Source organism: Ensifer sp. (assembly GCF_031989085.1).
Taxonomy (GTDB): Bacteria; Pseudomonadota; Alphaproteobacteria; order Rhizobiales; family Rhizobiaceae; genus Ensifer.
On the sequence record NZ_DALZXU010000001.1, the window covers coordinates 716829 to 736047 of the forward strand.

The window sequence follows — 19219 nt, forward strand, 5'->3', positions numbered from 1 at the left end:
AAACACAATGGAAATCGCGACGAGCGGATGCGGACGATGTTGTTGTGAGAAAAGAAGTTTGGCTGGGGAACCTGGATTCGAACCAGGACTAACGGAGTCAGAGTCCGTGGGTCTACCGTTAACCTATTCCCCAAAGCCGCCGTCGGGGTGAAGCCCGTCGGGTTGGTTGGCGGGCTTATAAACAAATCGGCGGCCGATGCAAATACCTTTTGCAAAAAAAATCGCGAATGGATGAAAGATCGTCGCTGCGGCGGCGAGGGGAGCGGACAGCCGGATGCTGAACGCGTTGGTTTTAAGGGCCACGGGCCGCAAGCGTCTGTCTGTCCATCCCGTTGTGCACAAGCCGGTTTTCAAAAAAAGTTTGGCGAATGACGGCGGCACTGGTACAGTCGCCCCAACGAAAAATCGAGAAAGCGCCTTGAGCGGCCGATAAGGCTTTGCGCGGCGCAATGGTTGAGACACGTGAAAGACCCCGATCACGGCGAAAAGCCGTCCGAATCCGGGGCGTCGGCAGCAGGCCGCAGCGATGGGCACAAGGTGGTCCCGCGCAACGGCAAGGGCAAGCGGAAACGGCGCAAGTCGTCTGCTTCGCCGTCTGCAATTGCCAGCCAGCCCGGCAGTGCCGGTGTGGCAGGGCGTCCCGCAGGACCAGACGATGCGGAACCGGCGCGCAAGCGCAAGCGGCGGCGTCGTTCGAAATCCGCAAAACAGCAGGCTCAGGCCGCACCCGCAGCTGCGGGTGGTCGTGACGTGCAACTTGTCGACCCGGCAATCGGCGACAGGAAAGGGCACAAGCGCAACAAGAAGGCACGCCATCGCCGTAGCATCCAGGGGCGGCCACTCACGTCGGGTGAACGCCAGCAGGCACAGGCGCGCCCGAGCGAAGGCACCGCTGCGCCGCGATCCGGAGCGCTGCAGGCAGGCGGGCAGGCTGCCCAGCGTGCCGACCAGCCGCGCGCACCTTTCGTTGCCGCAAGCGAGCCGCCTGCGCCGCTTTATGCGGCCTTGGATCTCGGCACCAACAACTGCCGCCTGCTGATCGCCCAGCCGACCCGTCCCGGCCAATTCCGCGTGGTCGATGCCTTTTCGCGCATCGTCAGGCTTGGAGAGGGGCTGGGGGCGAGCGGCAGGCTGTCGGACGACGCGATGGACCGCGCCGTCGAGGCGCTGAAGGTCTGCGCCACCAAGCTCGGCGGGCGGACGATCCGCCGCCGCCGGCTGATCGCCACCGAAGCGGCTCGCGCCGCCGAAAACGGCGAGACCTTCCTTGAGCGTGTCGCAAGCGAAACCGGCCTCGAACTCGAGATCATCAACCGCGAGACCGAGGCGCGGCTGGCCGTGTCCGGCTGCTCGTCGCTGGTCGACCGCGAGACGCGATCCGTGGTCCTCTTCGACATCGGCGGGGGATCCTCGGAGATCGCGGTCATCCGCATCGGTGACAACAGGTCGAACAGGCTTGCCAACCATATCACTCACTGGACCTCGCTGCCGGTCGGCGTCGTCACGCTGTCCGAGCGCCACGGCGGCCAGCATGTGACGCCGGCGAGCTTTGAGGCAATGGTCCGGGAAGTCGAGGGCATGCTGGCGCGCTTCGACAGTCCGCCCGTCGAGGCGCTGGCAACGGGCCTCGCCGGCAGCGGCTTCCACCTGATCGGCACGTCGGGCACGGTGACGACGCTTGCCGGTGTGCACCTCGATCTGCCGCGCTACGACCGCCGCCGTGTCGATGGCCTGTGGCTGTCTGACGACGAGGTTTCCGCCATGCAGGCGCGGCTCCTGTCCTGGGATTTCGACGCGCGGGCGGCAAATCCCTGCATCGGTCCTGATCGGGCCGATCTGGTGCTGGCGGGCTGCGCCATCCTCGAAGCGATCCGTCGCCGCTGGCCGTCGACACGCATGCGCGTTGCCGATCGCGGGCTGCGCGAGGGCCTGCTTACCGACATGATGGCCGACGATGGCGCCTGGCGGCGCTCGCGTCCGCGCAGGCACCAGCGCGGCCCAACCACATAATTCCTTCAATCGGACAACGATTTAGGCAATTGTGCGATAACATCTGCAGATCCGGCAGGCCCGGCGCGTCCGAAAAGATGCGCGGCCGTCGCCGCCACGAAGGATAAGACACATGACGAAACCTCCTGTTGGCGGCAACCGCAGCGGCCGAAAGCTCGGCCAGAAGGTCAAGAAGGGAAAGCTCAAGGCTTCGTCCCGCCGCTGGATCGAGCGCCACATCAACGATCCCTATGTCCAGCGCGCACAGCTCGAGGGCTACCGCGCGCGCGCGGCCTTCAAGCTTTTGGAGATCGATGAGAAGCACAAGATCCTCAACGGCGCCCGCCGCATCATCGACCTTGGGGCAGCACCCGGCAGCTGGTCGCAGATTGCCGCCAAGGTGACCAATTCGACCGATACCGATCCGCGCGTCGCCGCGATCGACTTCCTGGAAATGGACCCCTTGCCGGGCGTGCGTATCCTGCAGATGGACTTCCTCGATCCACAGGCGCCGGACAAGCTGATGGAGGCGATCGGCGGCACGCCTGATCTCGTGATCTCCGACATGGCGGCCCCGACGACCGGGCATCGCCAGACGGACCATTTCCGTACCATGCACCTTTGCGAGGTGGCGGCGCATTTTGCCGTCGACGTTCTGGCCGAGGGCGGGCATTTCCTCGCCAAAACCTTCCAGGGCGGCACCGAGCGCGATCTGCTCAACATGCTCAAGCAGAATTTCCGCCAGGTCATTCACATCAAGCCGGCGTCCTCGCGCGCCGAATCGGTGGAAATGTTTCTGCTGGCCAAGGGCTTCAAGGGACGCCGTGCGACGGACGTTGACGAGCCCGTGGAAGACGAAGCGGCTGATTGAGCCATGCTGCTCTACGTCACGGTCGGCACCAACGATCTCGCGGGCGCGGCTGCGTTTTACGACCCGGTGCTGGCGACGCTCGGATACCGCCGGCAGCGGCAGGACGAGACGGAAATCGGCTATGGCGCGGATGGCGATATCAGGTGCCGGTTCTGGGTGGTGACACCCTACAATCGCAAGCCGGCAACTTTCGGCAACGGCGCGACGATTGCCTTTGTCGCCGAAACGCGGGCGGCCGTCGATGCCTTTCATGCGGCTGCCCTTGCCCATGGCGGCACCGACGAAGGCGCGCCGGGCCTGCGCCCGTTCCATGCCCATTTCTATGGCGCCTGGGTGCGCGATCTTGACGGCAACAAGCTGTCGGCAGTCTGCGAGCGCCCCGCGTAACGTCCGGAGACGACGTTATTTTTCGCTTTTATTTCAAAGTCTTCACCGTGCGTCGGTGGCCGGAAAACCGTATGCTTGACCGCCATCGCGAGGCGGCCGGATGGCACGCCCCCCAAAAGCCGGGGCGACGTGGTTAAGACCGCGTTAACAAATTCAGTGCAACTCTGATTGGGCCATCATGTCCATTAGGACTATCTAAGATTTTATTTCCCGCCGTGTGCGCGCTGCCGGTCTCCCACTGGCGGATGGATGAATTTGCGCTCGGCTGGCCTGCATGTGGAATGCCCGTATGACGATGATTTCTCTTGCCGTGCGGCTCAGGAGCCGCGCTCATTTTTCCGTGGAGAGGAATGGTGGCGGCAAACCTGGAATGATCAAGGGCACCGGTGCACGCCGCCGCAACCAGGCAAGGCAGCGGCTTGGTATCCTGATTGCAGGGTTCTCAGTCCTCTTCCTGGTGGTCGGCGGGCGCCTCGTCCAGTACGGTCTGGCGTCGCCGGAAGATACGGCATCGATCGGCGCCGCCCACGTCGTCGCCTCCCGGCCCGATATCGTCGACCGCAACGGCCACCTGCTGGCGACGGACCTCAACACGATGTCGCTCTACGCCGAGCCGCGAAGGATCGTCGACGCCGACGAAGTCGTTGAAAGACTTGCGACCGTCATCCCCAACCTCGACTGGCGCGACACCCACAGGAAGCTCAAATCCGGTTCCGCCTTCCAGTGGCTGAAGCGGCAACTGACCCCGCGCCAGCAGGCGGATATCCTGGCGCTCGGCATTCCCGGGATCGGCTTCAGGCCGGAAAAGCGCCGCTTCTATCCGGGCGGTGCCACGGCCGCCCACATCCTCGGGCATGTGAACGTCGACAATCAGGGCCTGGCGGGCATGGAGCGATATCTCGACCAGCAGGGGCTCGCCGATCTGCGTGCCGCCGGCCTGACCACCAACGCGTCTCTCGAGCCGGTGCGGCTGTCGATCGACCTCAGGGTACAGAACATCGTGCGCGACGTGATTGCCAATGCGGTGACCGCCTATGAGGCGGAGGCCGCGGGGGCGATCATTCTGGATGCCGAGACCGGAGAGGTCCTCGCCATGGCGTCGGTGCCTGACTACGATCCGAACGAGCCCTCCCGGCTGTTGTCCGACGGCAGCGTCGACAAGGAGTACGAGAAGGGCTGGTTCAACCGGATGAGCAACGCCACGTTCGAGATGGGCTCGACATTCAAGAGCTTCACCCTGGCGATGGGGCTGGATGCGGGCAAGGTCAACCTCAACTCCGTCGTCGATGCCTCGCGCCCGATCCGCATGGGCGGCTTCACCATCAAGGATTTCAAGGGCAAGAACCGCCCGCTGTCGATCCCGGAGGTGTTCCAGTTCTCGTCGAACATCGGCACCGCCGCCGTCGCCGACATGGTCGGCATCGAAAGCCACCAGCAATTCCTGACGAAGCTGGGCCTCTTGTCAAAAATGACGACCGAGATGCCCGGCGTGGCGACGCCGACACAGCCGCGCACGTGGAAGAAAATCAACTCGGTGACGATTTCATTCGGCCATGGCATTGCGACGACGCCGTTGCAGACCGCGGTTGCGGCAGCAGCTCTGATGAATGGCGGTCACCTTGTTCCGCCGACGTTTCTGCCCCGCTCGCACGAAGATACCAAGCTGGTTTCCGAGCGCGTGATCAGGGAAACGACAAGCGCCGACATGCGCTTCCTCTACAATTGGAACGGGGTCAAGGGCTCGGGTCGTCGCGCGCAGGTCGAGGGCTTCCACGTCGGCGGCAAGACCGGAACCGCCGACAAGGTCATCAACGGCCGCTATGCCAAGGACATCAATTTCAATTCCTTCCTGGGGGCGTTTCCGATGGACAAGCCCAAATACATCGTGCTGTCGATCATCGATGCGCCGAGAACCGGCGAGAACGGTGGTCGCACGGCCGCCGCCAATGCGGCCCCGATCGTCAAGGCCATCATCGGTCGCGCGGCACCTCTGCTCGGCGTCGAGCCCCGCTTCGGTGACGTGGGCGCCGAACATGTCGTCGCGGACTTCTGAGAAGGCTTCCTGACCGCCGAGAGACGGTCAGGGGCGGGCGTCGTCCATCCAGCGGCTACTTGCCAGCCGTCGTCTCGATTTCGCGCGTGGGCAGCCTGTGTCCGGAAACGGATGCGCCGGCATTCTTCGCCATCGTCAGGAAGGGGATCGCTGCCAGAAGGTTGGCAACCGCGATGATCATGAAGGCGGTGTGGAAGTTATCGAGCTGCAGCGGCTCGCCGCTGATCGACGTCTCGACTTCGAGGATCGCACCGGCAACGGCAACCCCGAGCGCCAGGCTGATCTGTTGCAACACAGCGCTCATCGATGTCGCCTTGCTGGCATCGGCATCGTCGATATCGGCAAAGGACAGCGCATTGACGCTGGTGAAGAAGAACGAGCGCGCAAATCCGGCGATCAGCAGAATGGTGATCATGACGAGATAGGGCGTTGCCGGCGTGAAGAAGCCGTTGGCAAACGTGGTGATCGCGGCAAGGATGGCGGCGATGATCAGCGTCGTGCGGAAACCTGCAAGCACCAGCACGCGGCGAGCGTAGAACTTGGTGGTGATGGCGCCGACCGCGCCGATGAAGGTGATCATGCCGGACTGGAACGGGTTGAGGCCGAAGCCGACCTGCAGCATCAGCGGCATCAGGAAGGGCACGGCGCCGACGGAAATGCGAAACACCGTGCCGCCGATCTGTGCCGCGCGAAACGCGTTGTCCTTGAACAGCTTGAGGTCGAGGATCGGGTGCGGATGGCGCCTGGCGTGGGCGATGTAGAGCAGCGTGGCGATCACGCCTGTTATCACCGAGCCGATGCCGATGATCGGCGGCAGCGCCGGAAGGCTGATGACCGACAGGCCGAAGACGACGCCGGATGCGGCAATGCCGCCAAGCAGGAAGCCGACGATGTCGACCGGCGGCGGATTGCGCGGCTCCATCGCCGGCAGGTAGATGCCCGACAGGATATAGCCGGCGATGCCGACCGGCACGTTGATCAGGAAGATCCAGTGCCAGGAGAAATAGGTGGTGATAAAGCCGCCGAGCGGCGGCCCTGCAAGCGGTCCGACCAGCGCCGGAATGGTCAGGAGCGCCATGGCCGACACGAGCTCGCTGCGTGGCGCGCTGCGCACCAGCACCAGGCGGGCGACAGGCGTCATCATCGCGCCGCCCATGCCCTGCAGGAAGCGCGACAGCACGAAGGCGAGCAGGCTGTTGGAGATGGCGCACAGGATCGAGCCGGCGATAAAGACGAGGATCGCCGCGCGAAAGATCTTCTTGGCGCCGAAACGATCGGCCATCCAGCCGCTCAAGGGAATGAAGATCGCCAGCGACACCATGTAGGCGGTGAGCGCCAGCTTGAGCGTAATCGGCCCGACGCCGATGTCGCGGGCAATGGCCGGCAGCGACGTGGAAATGACGGTGGAATCCATCTGCTCCATGAAGAGCGCGACGGCAAGGATCATCGGGACGATACGGTTCATGCGATTGTGCCTTGGAGGTGGGCGGCGTCAGCCTGGGTTCCAAGCTAGCGCTTCCGATGGCTTTGTCGGGACCAAACCGACGATTGCAGATCAAAAGCCTGTGATCCCGCCTGTCCATTGCTGTCAAGACGCTAGTTCTGGCCGGGTGATGGAACGAAGCTGCGAATTCGGGAGAAAATGATGACGAACGACATGTCGATGAAGCGCCGCACCTTGATGACTGCGGGAACAATGGGTGTATTGGCGGCACCTTCAATCATGACCGGGTTTGCGATGGCCCAGGAAAAAACGGACAGTCAGAGCATGCGTCAAGCACTACCGCCAATCCGGGCGCTGAAACTCGGCGCATTCAAGGTCGTTGTCATCTGCGACGGCACGCGCGTTTCGGCCAAGCCGCACGAGACCTATGGCACCGACCAGCCGGAGCAGGCGGTGGCCGAGTTGCTGGCGCAGAATTTCCTGCCGGCCGATGCGCTCGTCAACAGCTACTCGCCGGTGCTTGTCGATACCGGTAGCGAGGTGATCCTGTTCGACACCGGCCTTGGCGAGGGTGGTCGCGAGGCCGGATCTGGCCGCCTCCTCGATGGTCTTCGCGCCGCCGGCTACACGCCGGAGGGCGTGTCGACAGTCGTGCTCACCCATATGCATGGTGATCATATCGGCGGTTTGGTGGAAGGCGGCAAGCCGACCTTCGCCAATGCCCGCTATGTCATCGGCGAGACGGAGTACGCTTTCTGGAAAGATCCGGCCCGGGTCGGTACGCCGGCGGAGAACGGCCACAAGGGCGTTCTGGAAAAGGTGGTGCCGCTTGCCGAAAAGGCCACCTTCATCGGCGACGGCGCTGAGGTTGCACCGGGCATTTCGGCGGTCGCCGCCTTCGGCCATTCGCCCGGCCACATGGTATTTCGCCTTCAATCTGATGGTAAGGCAATGATGCTGACGGCCGATACCGCCAATCACTACGTGCTGTCGCTGCAGCGGCCGGACTGGGAGGTGCGCTTCGACATGGACAAGGCCGCCGCGGCCGCCTCACGCCGCAAGATCTTCGACATGATCGCAAGCGAGCGGCTGCCCTTTGTCGGCTACCACATGCCGTTTCCCGCCGTCGGTTTCGTGGAGAAGAGGGATCTGGGTTACCGCTTCGTGCCGGCCAGCTACCAGCTCGATATCTGAGTTTTCGACAGCTGGAATGTTGCTCCGCAACAACAACAGGTGGAGCCCGGGATATTTCCCGGGCTTTGCTATTTGCATCCTGACATATCCGTGTTACGAGCCCTCGCCAACTTCCAAGACAAGCTTTGAAGTCACCCGGTGGGCAAATCGCAGCCCGTTTCCCGGGGATTTTCGTTATTGAAGGGAATTGGCCATGGCGCGTATCATCGAAACGGCAACCGGTCTGGAGGCTCTGACCTTCGACGACGTTCTGCTCCAGCCCGGGCATTCCGAAGTCATGCCGGGACAGACGAACATCGCGACCCGCATCGCGCAGGATATCGACCTCAATCTCCCGATCCTCTCCTCGGCCATGGATACCGTGACCGAAGGCCGCCTGGCGATCGCCATGGCGCAGGCCGGCGGCATCGGCGTCATCCACCGCAACCTGACGCCGATCGAGCAGGCCGAAGAGGTCCGCCAGGTCAAGAAGTTCGAAAGCGGCATGGTCGTCAACCCGGTGACCATCGGCCCCGACGGCACGCTCGCCGACGCGCTCGGCCTGATGAAGATGCACGGCATTTCCGGCATCCCGGTCGTCGAGAACGGCGGCAATGGCGGCCAGAAGCAGGGTCGCCTCGTCGGCATTCTCACCAACCGCGACGTGCGCTTCGCGTCTGACCCGAACCAGAAGATCTACGAGCTGATGACGCGTGAAAACCTCATCACCGTCAAGGAAAGCGTCGACCAGCAGGAAGCCAAGCGCCTCCTGCACATGCACCGCATCGAAAAGCTGCTCGTCGTCGACGGCGACGGCCGTTGCGTCGGTCTCATCACCGTCAAGGACATCGAGAAGTCGCAGCTGAACCCCAACGCCTCCAAGGATGCGCAGGGTCGCCTTCGCGCCGCCGCCGCCATCTCCGTCGGCGATGACGGCTTCGAGCGTGCCGAGCGTCTGATCGATGCCGGCGTCGACCTCATCGTCGTCGATACCGCGCACGGCCATTCGCAGCGCGTTCTCGATGCGGTCACCCGCGTCAAGACGCTGTCGAATTCGGTGCGCATCATGGCGGGCAACGTCGCTACCGCTGACGGCACCAGGGCGTTGATCGACGCCGGCGCCGACGCGGTCAAGGTCGGTATCGGTCCGGGCTCGATCTGCACCACGCGCATCGTCGCCGGCGTCGGCGTGCCGCAGCTCGCCGCGATCATGGCGGCCGTCGAGGCTGCTCAGGCATCCGGTATCCCGGTTATCGCCGATGGTGGCATCAAGTTCTCCGGCGACCTTGCCAAGGCGATCGCCGCCGGCGCATCCGCCGTCATGGTCGGTTCGCTGCTGGCCGGCACCGACGAAAGCCCGGGCGAAGTGTTCCTCTACCAGGGCCGCTCGTTCAAGGCCTATCGCGGCATGGGCTCGGTCGGCGCGATGGCGCGCGGCTCGGCCGACCGCTACTTCCAGGCTGAAGTGCGCGACACGCTGAAGCTCGTTCCGGAAGGCATCGAGGGCCAGGTTCCCTACAAGGGCCCCGTCTCGGGCGTACTGCATCAGCTTGCCGGCGGCCTGAAGGCGTCGATGGGCTATGTCGGCGGTGCGACGATCAAGGACTACCAGGAGCGCGCCACCTTCGTGCGTATCTCCGGCGCAGGCCTGCGCGAAAGCCACGCGCACGATGTCACGATCACGCGCGAGAGCCCGAACTATCCGGGTTCGCACTGAGCATCGTATCAGGGGCGCCGTCGGGCGCCCCTGTTTCGTCCTGATAGGGCGCGCCGCCCGGCGCCGCTGTCTTTCCTGAGTTGATTGTTTCGAGTGGGGTAAGAGCGATGACTGGCTTCGAGATCTTCTGGCCGCTGGTGGCGCATGTGCTGCTCGTATTCGTTCTCTACGCCCTGCTGTCCTTCCGTCGCGTCGGCCTTGTGCGCGCTGGCAAGGTGCAGGTCTCGCAGTTTCGCGAAAACCGCGACGAGCCGACGGAAAGCCTGGTCGTTCGCAACAGCATCGCCAACCAGTTCGAATTGCCGGTGCTGTTCCACATCTGCTGCGTGCTGCTCTACATCACCGAGGCCGACAACATCGTCTCGCTGTTGCTCGCCTGGTTGTTCGTTGCCTCGCGCTATCTGCACGCGTTCGTCCACGTCACCAGCAACCGCATCCGCTACCGCCGGCCGCTTTTCATGGCAGGGGTCGCTGCCCTCGGCGGCATGTGGATCTGGCTGGCACTCTGGATGGCCAATAGCTGACGCCTCGCCAGGTCCTGCGCCTGCCCGTCGGCCCCGTCGCTCGCGACTGTACGGCCGCACCCGTGTCGCTCCGGCACGACTGGCGCAGATCCGCGACACTTTCGGGGCCGATCTTCGCGCCTTGACGCGCATCAAAGACCCGTCACTACTTTGCGGATAGTCTGGCTGTTGTTAGCGTAACACCGTCGTTGGCGCCTTCGCGCCCATCGACGTCGCACAGACAGCATCGGAGATCGAGATGACCGCAACGATGAAGGCCGCCGTGGTGCGCGAATTCCGCAAGCCGCTCGTGATCGAGGAAATGCCGATACCGGAGCCGGGCCCCGGCCAGGTGCTGATCAAGTTTCAGGCGACCGGCGTCTGCCACACCGACCTGCACGCGGTGAATGGCGACTGGCCGGTCAAGCCCAATCCGCCGTTCATTCCGGGCCACGAGGGCGTCGGCTATGTCGCCAAGCTCGGCGCCGGCGTCAAGCGGCTGAAAGAGGGCGACCGCGTCGGCGTGCCATGGCTGCACACCGCCTGCGGCGGCTGCACGCCGTGCCGCACCGGCTGGGAAACGCTGTGCGGCAGCCAGCAGAACACCGGCTATTCGGTCAACGGCACCTTTGCCGAATATGGCCTGGCCGATCCGGATTACGTCGGCCGTCTGCCGGACAAGCTCGAATTCGGCCCTGCAGCTCCCATCCTTTGCGCCGGGGTCACGGTCTACAAGGGCCTGAAGGAAACCGAGGTGCGTCCCGGCGAATGGGCGCTGATCTCGGGCATCGGCGGCCTTGGCCATATGGCGGTCCAATATGCCAAGGCCATGGGCATGCATGTCGCCGCCGTCGACATCTTTCCCGACAAGCTGGCGCTGGCGCGAAAGCTCGGCGCCGACCTCGTCGTCGATGCGCGCGACAAGGACGCAGTCGAACAGGTGCAGAAGGCTACCGGCGGCGTGCATGGCGCGCTTGTGACTGCGGTTGCCCCCAAGGCTATGGAGCAGGCCTTCAACATGCTGCGCTCCAAGGGAACGATGGCGCTGGTCGGCCTGCCGCCGGGTCAGATGTGCGTGCCGATCTTCGACACGGTCCTCAAGCGCATCACCATTCGCGGTTCGATCGTCGGAACCCGGCAGGATCTCGAGGAATCCCTGGAGTTCGCCGGCGAGGGCAAGGTCGCCTCCCACTTCACCTGGGACAAGATCGAAAACATCAACGCCATCTTCCAGCGCATGGAGGAAGGCAAGATCGACGGCCGCATCGTGCTCGATCTTAACAGCTGATCCTGATTACGCCGGGCGTGATCCATGCCTGGCGTCTGCGGTAACGCAAGTTTGTATATCCGGAGCCGTCCGCTGACCTATTCTGTCGCGGGCGGTTTTCCGTTGGACTGCCGCAGAGGAGAAACGCCGAAGGAGGCCGTCATGAACAAACCTGTCATCACGCAGGCAATGATCGACGCTTACGACGAGTACACGCATCTCAGCCTGGACCGCCGCCGCTTCATGGAAACGCTGACGGGGCTTGCCGGTTCGGCGGCCGCCGCCGCAACCATCGTGCCGCTGCTTGCCGCCAGCAGCGCCAAGGCCGAGATGGTCGCCGACAGCGACAATCGCATCGTCGGCGAGGACGTTTCCTATCCCGGCGCCGATGGCGACATGAAGGGCTATCTGGTGCGTCCGGCCAACATGACGGGGAAGCTGCCCGCCGTCATCGTCATCCATGAGAACCGCGGCCTCAACCCGCATATTCGCGATGTCGCCCGTCGCATGGCGCTGGAGGGCTTCATCGCGCTCGCGCCTGATTTCCTGTCGCCATCGGGTGGGACGCCCGCCGACGAGGACAAGGCGCGCGAGATGATCGGTGCTCTCGATGCAGCTGAAACCAACGCGGATGCCGTGGCAACGGTTGCCTTTCTGGAAGAACACGCGCAGTCGACCGGCAAGGTCGGTGCCATCGGCTTTTGCTGGGGTGGCGGGCTGGTCAACAGGCTGGCGGTCAATTCGCCCGATCTCAAGGCAGGGGTCGCCTATTACGGTGCGCAGGCCAAGGCTGAAGACGTGCCGAAGATCAAGGCAGCCCTGCTTCTGCACTATGCCGGCCTCGACGAGCGCATCAACGCCGGCATCGACGCCTATCGCAAGGCGCTGACCGACAATGGCAAGGATGCGACGATTTACGTCTATGACGGCGTCAACCACGCCTTCAACAACGATACGTCAGCCGCCCGTTACGACAAGGCTGCGGCGGACCTTGCCTGGAGCCGTACCGTGGCGTTCCTGAAGGCAAAGCTCGCCTGAGCGGCGCGGACGGGTAGGGGCGAGCCGGCTTCTGCCTCCGTCCCCGGCATCGCAAAAAAAGAAAAGCCGCGCGTCCCCTCGGATGCGCGGCCGTCCTTGTGCGTGCCGAGGGGCTTACCAGCCCGGAAGCATGTGGCTCTGCCGCAGGCGCGGATAGCGCGGGAAACCCTTGATATCGCCCTCGATGTCGTCGTTGACCGTGATCGGCGTAATGTTGTCGAGGCAGGCAGTGATGTGGTTGGTGATCGCGTTCGACAGCGACGGCGAGAGGCCCGGCCGCTTCATGATGCCGATCTGCACCGGCGCCAGCGCCGGAAAACCGTCTGCCAGCGTCAGCACCTTCATGCCGGGGCGAAGGGCGGATTCCGGCAGGACCGAAACCGCCATGCCGGCCAGCACGGCCGCTGCGACGACGGTCGAGGACCAACTGGTAAACAGGATCTGGTATTCCTTGCCGGTCGCGTCGAGCGCCGCGCAGGCCGCCTGCCGCCACTGGCAGTCGCGCCGTCCCACGGCCAGGGGGATCGGTGCGTTTTCCGGCAGCGGATGGTTGATCGAACTGACCCAACAGAGCGGCTCGGTGCGCACCACGTCCGAGGCGCGCGCGCGCGGATTGTGCGTGACCAGCGCGATGTCGAGATCGCCCTTGGCCATCTTCTCCGCCAGGTCCACCGATGGCTCGCATATGATGTAGAGCTCGACGTTCGGATGCGTCTTGGCGAAGCGCACGATGATCTCGGGCATGTAGCGGTCGGCGTAGTCATCAGGCGTGCCGATGCGCAGCGTTCCCTCGAGCCGGTTGTCGTCGAAGGAGGCCATCGCCTCGTTGTTGAGCCGGATCATCCGGCGGGCGAAGTTGAGCAGCCGGTCGCCCTCGACGGTCAGGCGGTTGCCGCGCCCGTCTTTCATGAACAGTGGCTTGCCGATGCGTTCTTCCAGCCGCCGCATCTGCATCGATACGGCCGATTGCGTCTTGAAAACCCGGTCGGCGGCCTTGGTGAAGCTGCCCGTGTCGGCGATCGCGACAAAGGTTTGCAGCTGATCGATATCAAGTGGTGCGGACATGGCCGTGATACACCCATAAAATTGTTTGATGAATATCATTAAAAACATTCGTTGGACTGATCAATAAGGATTTGCGATCTATCAGGGGCAAATTTCATCGATCCCCGGCCGCTCTTCTGGCGCGGCTCACCCCAAGTTCCCTGGCCCACCCCTGCGCATGACCTCGCGCGGGGGACGGGTCTCTTCGTGCCTGAAAAAAGGAGTACCGTCATGCGCACGACCGACCACGTCCTCGATCTCGACCTCGTTGCAGGAAAGCAGTTCACTGCGACCCGCGCCGCTGGCGTTATCGGCGTGATGACGGCTGCGTGGCGCCTGTTTAGAAACCGATGCGAAATCGCGCGTCTGAATGAGCTGGACGACCGCCATCTGCTCGACATGGGGCTGAGGCGCGAAGATGTGCGCGAGGCCATCACCTCGCCGTTCTTCGACAATCCCGGCAGCTATCTGACGCGCGCATCGCGAAACCGCGTGAACCTCTTCTACAAGGGGATCCGCCACGACTAGCGCATTGGCCGGAGAATTGCGTTGCGGTTGTCCGGCGGCAATTGCGCAAAACAAGACTGTCAGGGCGTTCTGTAGCTCCGCTTGAAAACAGAAACGCTCTGATGCCCCATGGTGCATCCCGCCGCTTGAGATGCGCCTGTCGAGCATGATCCGCGCAAGCTGCCGCCAACGCGGATCATGCTCCGAGTTTCGAAAGTTTCGGTGCTGACGCCTGTTGCGCGCCCAAACGTTCCCCGCAGGGTAGAGCCAATAGACCCTGCCGCTTGGCCCGGTACATGAACCAAGACATGTACCGGGCCTTTTTCTTGCCAGCAGGCAATCGGCGTAGGGGGCAACGTCGTTTCAGACCCTGATGACCGGGTCTCCTGATCAGGCCTTGCTGCCAGTGCCGGCCTTGTAGCTGTCGAACAGCGCCTCGATGTTCTTCTGGTATTCCTTCTGCATCTCCAGCCCGCTGTCGAACATGCTGTTCATCATCTGGGAGAACTGAGCGGCGGCAGGGTTGTCCTGGGCCGACTTGGTCGTTGCGCCAGCACCTGGCTGCATCATGTCCTGAAATGCCTTCAGGAAGGGATTGTCGGCAAAGAAATCGGGAGCCTTGGCCTTCTCTTCGGCCTTGGCGCCGCCAAAGAAGCCTTGCATCGCCTGGGTAAAGGGATTGTCGAAGGGGTTGGCCTGCGGCTCAGGCTTCTTGGCAAACCCCGTCGCCTCCATCCATTGCTGCATCATCGTGGCCATGGGATTGTTTGCGAAGGCGCTGTTGGCGCCGGCAAACTGGCCGGTCGCCTGCTTGAACAGGCCACCCATCAGCGTGTCGGCCATGGCCGGAAGCATCTGCTTGTAGATCTCCTGGCTGATGCCGGTGACCTGGGCCGCCTGGGCGGCGATCGCCCGCGACATTTCCTTGGAGCCGAAGAGCTGGCCGAGAATGCCGTTGCCGTCGGCCATGCCCTGTGGCGTGAACGCCTGGGTGACGTCCTCGAAGTATTTGGCGTAATTGCCGCTCGACATCGCCGTCAGCAGCGCGCCGAAATCGTAGGGGTTTGTCGTGTTGCGCTTGAAGGCGGCGGAAAAGGCCGGCAGCAGAGCGGCGGTGGCCTTGGCCATCTGCTCCTGGGCAAGCCCGAATTGTCGGGCCATCAATTCCGAGGCCTGTCCGTTCTGCGCCTGCGTGAACATGTCAAAAAGCGGTGCCATCCCCGGTTCCCTTCGGCAAAACGACGTATGTCGTTGCACTATAACGGGAAATCGGAGGCTGGAAACCGCTTTTTACGGCATGGTTCCCTAAATCGCGTTTGATCCAGGGACAGGAATTATGCAGCAAATTTAAACTGTTGTAGCAACCCCTCGTGCGTCATGCCTGATGCGCGAGGGGCTGTAACTTGAGGCTTGCCGGTTCAGTACTGGTATTCGGCAAAGACCGGATCGACCGAACCGTTCCAGCGGCCGTTGTAGAGCGACAGCAGATCCTCGGCGAGAGTCGACTTCTTGGCCAGCACCTCGTCGAGCGGAGCCAGGAACTGGCTTTCGTCGATGCCGTCACCGTTCAGACGGTTGCGGCGCTTCAGGCCGCCGCGCGAGATCGAAACTGCCTCGCGGGCGATATCGTAGAGGCTGCCGGCGCGGAACGTCGCATTGAGCGCCTGCGCGGGAACCGCGTCGCGCAGCGTGCCGACCTCCTCGAAGGTCCAGTCGCGCGTCAGCGCTTCAGCGGCGGCCAACGCCTCGCCGTCATAGAGCAGGCCTACCCAGAAGGCCGGCAGCGCGCAGATCCGCCGCCACGGGCCGCCATCGGCGCCGCGCATTTCCAGGAAGCGCTTGAGGCGCACATCCGGGAAAAGCGTCGAGAGGTGGTTGGTCCAGTCGCCCATGTTCGGCTGCCAGTCGGCAATCTCACCCTTGAGCGCTCCGCCCATGAACTGGCGGAAGGTCACGTGGGTGCAGTCGTGATAGCGGCCATCGCGAACGACGAAATACATCGGTACGTCGAGTGCCCATTCGACATAGTCGGCAAAGCCGAAGTCCGGCCTGAAGGCGGAGGGCAAAAGGCCGGAACGCTGGTTGTCGGTGTCGCGCCAGATGTCGCCGCGCCAGGACAGAAGTCCGTTCGGCTTGCCGTCGGTAAAGGGCGAGCTTGCAAACAGCGCAGTCGCCAGCGGCTGCAGCTTCAACGATACCTGCATCTTGCGACGCATGTCCTCTTCCGAGGAAAAGTCGAGGTTCACCTGGATCGTGCAGGTGCGGTACATCATGTCGAGGCCCTTGGTGCCGACCTTGGGCATGTAGCGGCTCATGATGTCGTAACGCGATTTCGGCATGCGCGGGGTTTCGTCGAACGTCCATTTCGGGCTGCCGCCGATGCCGAGGAAGCGGATGCCGAGCGGCTCGGCCACTTCGCGCAGGACCGCCAGATGCTGGTTCGATTCCTTGCAGGTCTGGTGCAGGTTTTCGAGCGGCGCTCCGGAAAGCTCGAACTGGCCGCCCGGCTCCAGCGAGATCGCGCCGTTGCCGGAGTGCTCTGCAAGGCCGATGATGTTGCCTGCGTCTATGATCGGTTCCCAGCCGCTCTTTGCGGCCATGCCGTTCAGAAGCGCCTGGATGCTGGCGTCGCCGAAATAGGGGACAGGGCTGTTGTCCGCCTTAAAGAAGGCAAACTTCTCATGCTCCGTTCCGATCCGAAACCGTCCCTCCGGCTTCGAGCCCTCCGCGAGATAGGCGGTCAGGTCAGCAACAGAGGTTACCGGCGTCTGGTCGGTGGTATCTCGGGCCATGGGCGTCTTCTTTTGCTTGAGCGGTTTCCGCCGAAAAGCGGAAGTGGATGGTGGCTGCTTGAACCGTAATCAGGTGCGGTGCAAGTCAATTTCTTTCAAGATCTATTCAAAAAAAGTATGCGCCGCGCTTGCCCGCAGGCGACCGGTTAGTGCCAATCACCGACCGTTGCCTGTATCAGGGCCATGGCTGCAACCGCTGCGGTATCGGCTCTCAGAATGCGAGGGCCGAGCGGAATGGCGGTGACGAAATCGAGACTGCGCAACACGGTCCGCTCGCTGTCGGAAAAGCCACCCTCGGGCCCGATCAGCAATGCCAGCTTCTTTTCCGTGATGCCTTTGAGGATCGGCAGCGGGTTCTGGCTGTCGCTGCCTTCGTCGCAGAAGATGATGCGGCGATCGGCGGGCCAGGTCGCCAGCAGGTCCTCGAGCCGGCGCGGTTCTTCCACATTGGGAATGCCGAGCACGCCGCACTGTTCGGCTGCCTCGATGACGTTGGCGCGCACCCGGTCGAGATTGCCGATCTTGCCCTGGACGTGCTGCGTCATCACCGGCTGCAACAGGCCGGCGCCCATCTCCACGGCCTTCTGCACGAGATAGTCGAGGCGGCCGACCTTGAGCGGCGCGAAGAGATAGACGAGATCGCACGGTGCCGGCTGCGGCCGGGTCTGCTCGACGGCCGTCAGGATCAGCCGCTTCTTGGAGGCGAGCGAAAGCTCGGCGCGCCATTCGCCGTCGCGGCCGTTGAAGACGAGGATGGACGCGCCTTCTTCGTAGCGCAGGACGTTGATCAGATAGTTGAACTGCTCCTTGCTTGCTTCCTGTCCGGAGCCGGCCACAAGCGGATGTTCAACGAAAAGACGCTGCATGCGGAAATTGGCGCGCATGGAAAGACCTTCACATGAAAATGGCGGAAAGAACGAAATAGACGATCGCCGAAAGTGCCGCAGAGGCCGGAACGGTGATGACCCAGGCGGCGATGATCGTCAGAAAATGCGAGCGACGGACGAGACGGCGGCGGCGGACTTCGGCGAAATTGGTCTCGCTGTTTTCCATGAAGTCCGCTTGTCCGGTTTTCTTGCGGACGTATTCGAGACGACGCTTGGAGTGGCGGGTATACCATTCGCGGAAGAAGCCGACGCCGAAAACCGCGCCGACTGCCGTGTGGGTCGAGCTGATCGGCAGTCCCATGGCAGACGCGAGCAGCACGGTCACGGCGGTCGCGAGCGCGACGCAGAAGGCGCGCATGGGGTTGAGGCGGGTGATTTCCTGGCCGACGACGCGTATCAGGCGCGGACCATAAAGCAAGAGGCCGATCGAGATGCCGAGTGCGCCGATGGCCAGTTCCCAAAATGGCGTCGGTGTATTGCCCGTGGTGATGACCCCGTCGAGCGCGGAAACGATTGCAGCCAGCGGCCCGATAGCGTTGGAGACGTCGTTGGCGCCATGCGCGAAGGACAAGAGGGCCGCTGACAGGATCAGCGGCGCGCGAAAGAGCTTGCGCAGTGATTGATTGCGGTTGTCGAGCCCCTCGGACTGGCGACGGATCCACGGCTTGCTGAGGAAATAGGTGGCGGTGCCGCCGACAAGGCCAAGGCCGAGGCCCGACGGCAGCGAGATCGCGGCCACTTGGACAAGCGCGATCACGGCGAGGTAAGCGGTGAAGCTGCCGGCCGTCACGGCCAGCAAGACCGGCATCCAGCGACGGGCCGCGGCAATCTTGTCCTCGCGATAGATGATGAATTCCTTGAGGAACGCCAGGAACCCCGCTGCCATGACGCCGCCGAGAATAGGCGAAATCGACCAGCTGGCGGTAATCCCGGCAAGCGGCCACCATTGCACGCTGGAAACGCCGGCGGCGGCGATCCCTGCGCCGACGATGCCACCGATGATGGAATGCGTCGTCGAGACCGGTGCGCCGGAATAGGTGGCGATGTTGATCCACACGGCGGAGGAGGCAAGCGCTGCCATCATCACCCAGACGATCGTTTCGGGGCCAAGAATATTCTCGCCGTAAATGATGCCGGCCTCGACGGTCAGGGTCACCTGGCGGCCCGCAAGCATGGCGCCGGCGACTTCGAAGATCGCGGCGATCGTCAGTGCCGTCACCATGGACATCGCCTTGGCGCCGACGGCCGCTCCGACGTTGTTGGTGACGTCGTTGGCGCCGATGTTCATCGCCATGTAGCCGGCGATCGCGGCGGCGGCGATGATGATCGGCGCGGTTGCCGAATTGGTCACGAAGCTTGCGGCAAAGGCCATGCTGAGCAGCAGGAAGAGCAGAGCAAGGCCGGGTGCGGCCAGTCCGCGCATCACCTGCTGCGACGCCTCCTCGGCAAGGCTGAACTTGTCGAGGTCCTTGTCGAGCGTCTGCTTTTCAAGGCGCATGCGCGTCTTTGCCAATGGTGATCTCCCTTTTCACCATGGCCACTACTGC

General features: G+C 63.3%; 18 protein-coding genes and 1 tRNA gene. 10 read left to right on the forward strand and 9 right to left on the reverse strand.

Going from position 1 to position 19219, the window contains the following annotated elements:
* Positions 1 to 59: 59 nt before the first annotated feature.
* Together RTP54_RS03480 and RTP54_RS03485 are read right to left on the reverse strand one after the other, a co-directional pair.
* A tRNA-Gln gene (locus RTP54_RS03480) sits at positions 60 to 133 on the reverse strand.
* Positions 124 to 462 (reverse strand): hypothetical protein, encoded by a 339-nt coding sequence (locus RTP54_RS03485; protein WP_312360996.1) that lies wholly within the window; start codon positions 460 to 462, stop codon positions 124 to 126. The genes RTP54_RS03480 and RTP54_RS03485 overlap by 10 nt, the downstream gene beginning before the upstream one ends.
* Between RTP54_RS03485 and RTP54_RS03490 the strand changes: the two genes are divergently transcribed.
* From RTP54_RS03490 to RTP54_RS03505, 4 genes are all read left to right on the forward strand, one after another.
* Entirely contained in the window at positions 463 to 2010 is a 1548-nt protein-coding gene (locus RTP54_RS03490; protein WP_312360999.1) for a Ppx/GppA phosphatase family protein, read from the forward strand. It begins immediately after the preceding gene.
* 112 nt (positions 2011 to 2122) lie between these two features.
* Positions 2123 to 2860: an RlmE family RNA methyltransferase gene (locus tag RTP54_RS03495; RefSeq protein ID WP_112808817.1), complete on the forward strand. Its 738-nt coding sequence runs from the start codon at positions 2123 to 2125 to the stop codon at positions 2858 to 2860.
* A 3-nt stretch (positions 2861 to 2863) separates the two neighbouring features.
* Positions 2864 to 3247 (forward strand): VOC family protein, encoded by a 384-nt coding sequence (locus RTP54_RS03500; protein WP_312361003.1) that lies wholly within the window; start codon positions 2864 to 2866, stop codon positions 3245 to 3247.
* 370 nt (positions 3248 to 3617) lie between these two features.
* Positions 3618 to 5300 carry a peptidoglycan D,D-transpeptidase FtsI family protein gene (locus RTP54_RS03505; RefSeq protein WP_409517112.1) on the forward strand — a complete coding sequence of 561 codons (1683 nt, stop codon included), beginning with the start codon at positions 3618 to 3620 and terminating at the stop codon, positions 5298 to 5300.
* Positions 5301 to 5355: 55 nt separating this feature from the next.
* Here RTP54_RS03505 and RTP54_RS03510 read toward each other — a convergent pair whose 3' ends face one another.
* Both RTP54_RS03510 and RTP54_RS03515 read right to left on the reverse strand, forming a co-directional pair.
* Positions 5356 to 6765 (reverse strand): DHA2 family efflux MFS transporter permease subunit, encoded by a 1410-nt coding sequence (locus RTP54_RS03510; RefSeq protein ID WP_312361009.1) that lies wholly within the window; start codon positions 6763 to 6765, stop codon positions 5356 to 5358.
* A gap of 131 nt (positions 6766 to 6896) precedes the next feature.
* Positions 6897 to 7025 (reverse strand): hypothetical protein, encoded by a 129-nt coding sequence (locus RTP54_RS03515; protein WP_312363265.1) that lies wholly within the window; start codon positions 7023 to 7025, stop codon positions 6897 to 6899.
* Here RTP54_RS03515 and RTP54_RS03520 point away from each other — a divergent pair.
* The 5 genes from RTP54_RS03520 to RTP54_RS03540 all read left to right on the forward strand — a co-directional run bounded on the left by RTP54_RS03520 (position 6964) and on the right by RTP54_RS03540 (position 12442).
* Positions 6964 to 7938, forward strand: coding sequence for an MBL fold metallo-hydrolase (locus RTP54_RS03520; protein ID WP_312363156.1), 975 nt, complete (start codon positions 6964 to 6966; stop codon positions 7936 to 7938). The two genes, RTP54_RS03515 and RTP54_RS03520, sit on opposite strands and share 62 nt — an antisense overlap.
* Positions 7939 to 8131: 193 nt before the next feature.
* Complete coding sequence (guaB, locus tag RTP54_RS03525; RefSeq protein ID WP_112808814.1) at positions 8132 to 9634, forward strand: IMP dehydrogenase; 1503 nt, start codon at positions 8132 to 8134, stop codon at positions 9632 to 9634.
* A 107-nt stretch (positions 9635 to 9741) separates the two neighbouring features.
* Positions 9742 to 10158 carry an MAPEG family protein gene (locus tag RTP54_RS03530; protein ID WP_112816817.1) on the forward strand — a complete coding sequence of 139 codons (417 nt, stop codon included), beginning with the start codon at positions 9742 to 9744 and terminating at the stop codon, positions 10156 to 10158.
* A 238-nt stretch (positions 10159 to 10396) separates the two neighbouring features.
* Positions 10397 to 11425, forward strand: a complete 1029-nt coding sequence (gene adhP / locus RTP54_RS03535) for an alcohol dehydrogenase AdhP (protein ID WP_077504248.1) — start codon at positions 10397 to 10399, stop codon at positions 11423 to 11425.
* Positions 11426 to 11566: 141 nt separating this feature from the next.
* Positions 11567 to 12442, forward strand: a complete 876-nt coding sequence (locus RTP54_RS03540) for a dienelactone hydrolase family protein (RefSeq protein ID WP_312361016.1) — start codon at positions 11567 to 11569, stop codon at positions 12440 to 12442.
* A gap of 114 nt (positions 12443 to 12556) precedes the next feature.
* On the opposite strand, the gene RTP54_RS03545 is transcribed toward RTP54_RS03540, so the two are convergent.
* Positions 12557 to 13507: a LysR substrate-binding domain-containing protein gene (locus tag RTP54_RS03545; protein ID WP_112809434.1), complete on the reverse strand. Its 951-nt coding sequence runs from the start codon at positions 13505 to 13507 to the stop codon at positions 12557 to 12559.
* A 210-nt stretch (positions 13508 to 13717) separates the two neighbouring features.
* On the opposite strand from RTP54_RS03545, the gene RTP54_RS03550 reads away from it, so the two are divergent.
* The gene (locus RTP54_RS03550; RefSeq protein ID WP_112808811.1) at positions 13718 to 14014 is read left to right on the forward strand and encodes a DUF1127 domain-containing protein; all 297 of its coding nucleotides are present in this window, start codon (positions 13718 to 13720) and stop codon (positions 14012 to 14014) included.
* A gap of 369 nt (positions 14015 to 14383) precedes the next feature.
* Here RTP54_RS03550 and RTP54_RS03555 read toward each other — a convergent pair whose 3' ends face one another.
* The 4 genes from RTP54_RS03555 to RTP54_RS03570 all read right to left on the reverse strand — a co-directional run bounded on the left by RTP54_RS03555 (position 14384) and on the right by RTP54_RS03570 (position 19185).
* Entirely contained in the window at positions 14384 to 15211 is an 828-nt protein-coding gene (locus tag RTP54_RS03555; protein ID WP_112808810.1) for a DUF937 domain-containing protein, read from the reverse strand.
* A gap of 200 nt (positions 15212 to 15411) precedes the next feature.
* Positions 15412 to 16785: a glutamate--cysteine ligase gene (locus RTP54_RS03560; RefSeq protein ID WP_312361023.1), complete on the reverse strand. Its 1374-nt coding sequence runs from the start codon at positions 16783 to 16785 to the stop codon at positions 15412 to 15414.
* A 146-nt stretch (positions 16786 to 16931) separates the two neighbouring features.
* On the reverse strand, positions 16932 to 17669 hold the full coding sequence (locus RTP54_RS03565) for a 16S rRNA (uracil(1498)-N(3))-methyltransferase (protein ID WP_112808808.1): 738 nt from the start codon (positions 17667 to 17669) through the stop codon (positions 16932 to 16934).
* A 10-nt stretch (positions 17670 to 17679) separates the two neighbouring features.
* Complete coding sequence (locus tag RTP54_RS03570; protein WP_312361028.1) at positions 17680 to 19185, reverse strand: inorganic phosphate transporter; 1506 nt, start codon at positions 19183 to 19185, stop codon at positions 17680 to 17682.
* Positions 19186 to 19219 lie beyond the last annotated feature (34 nt).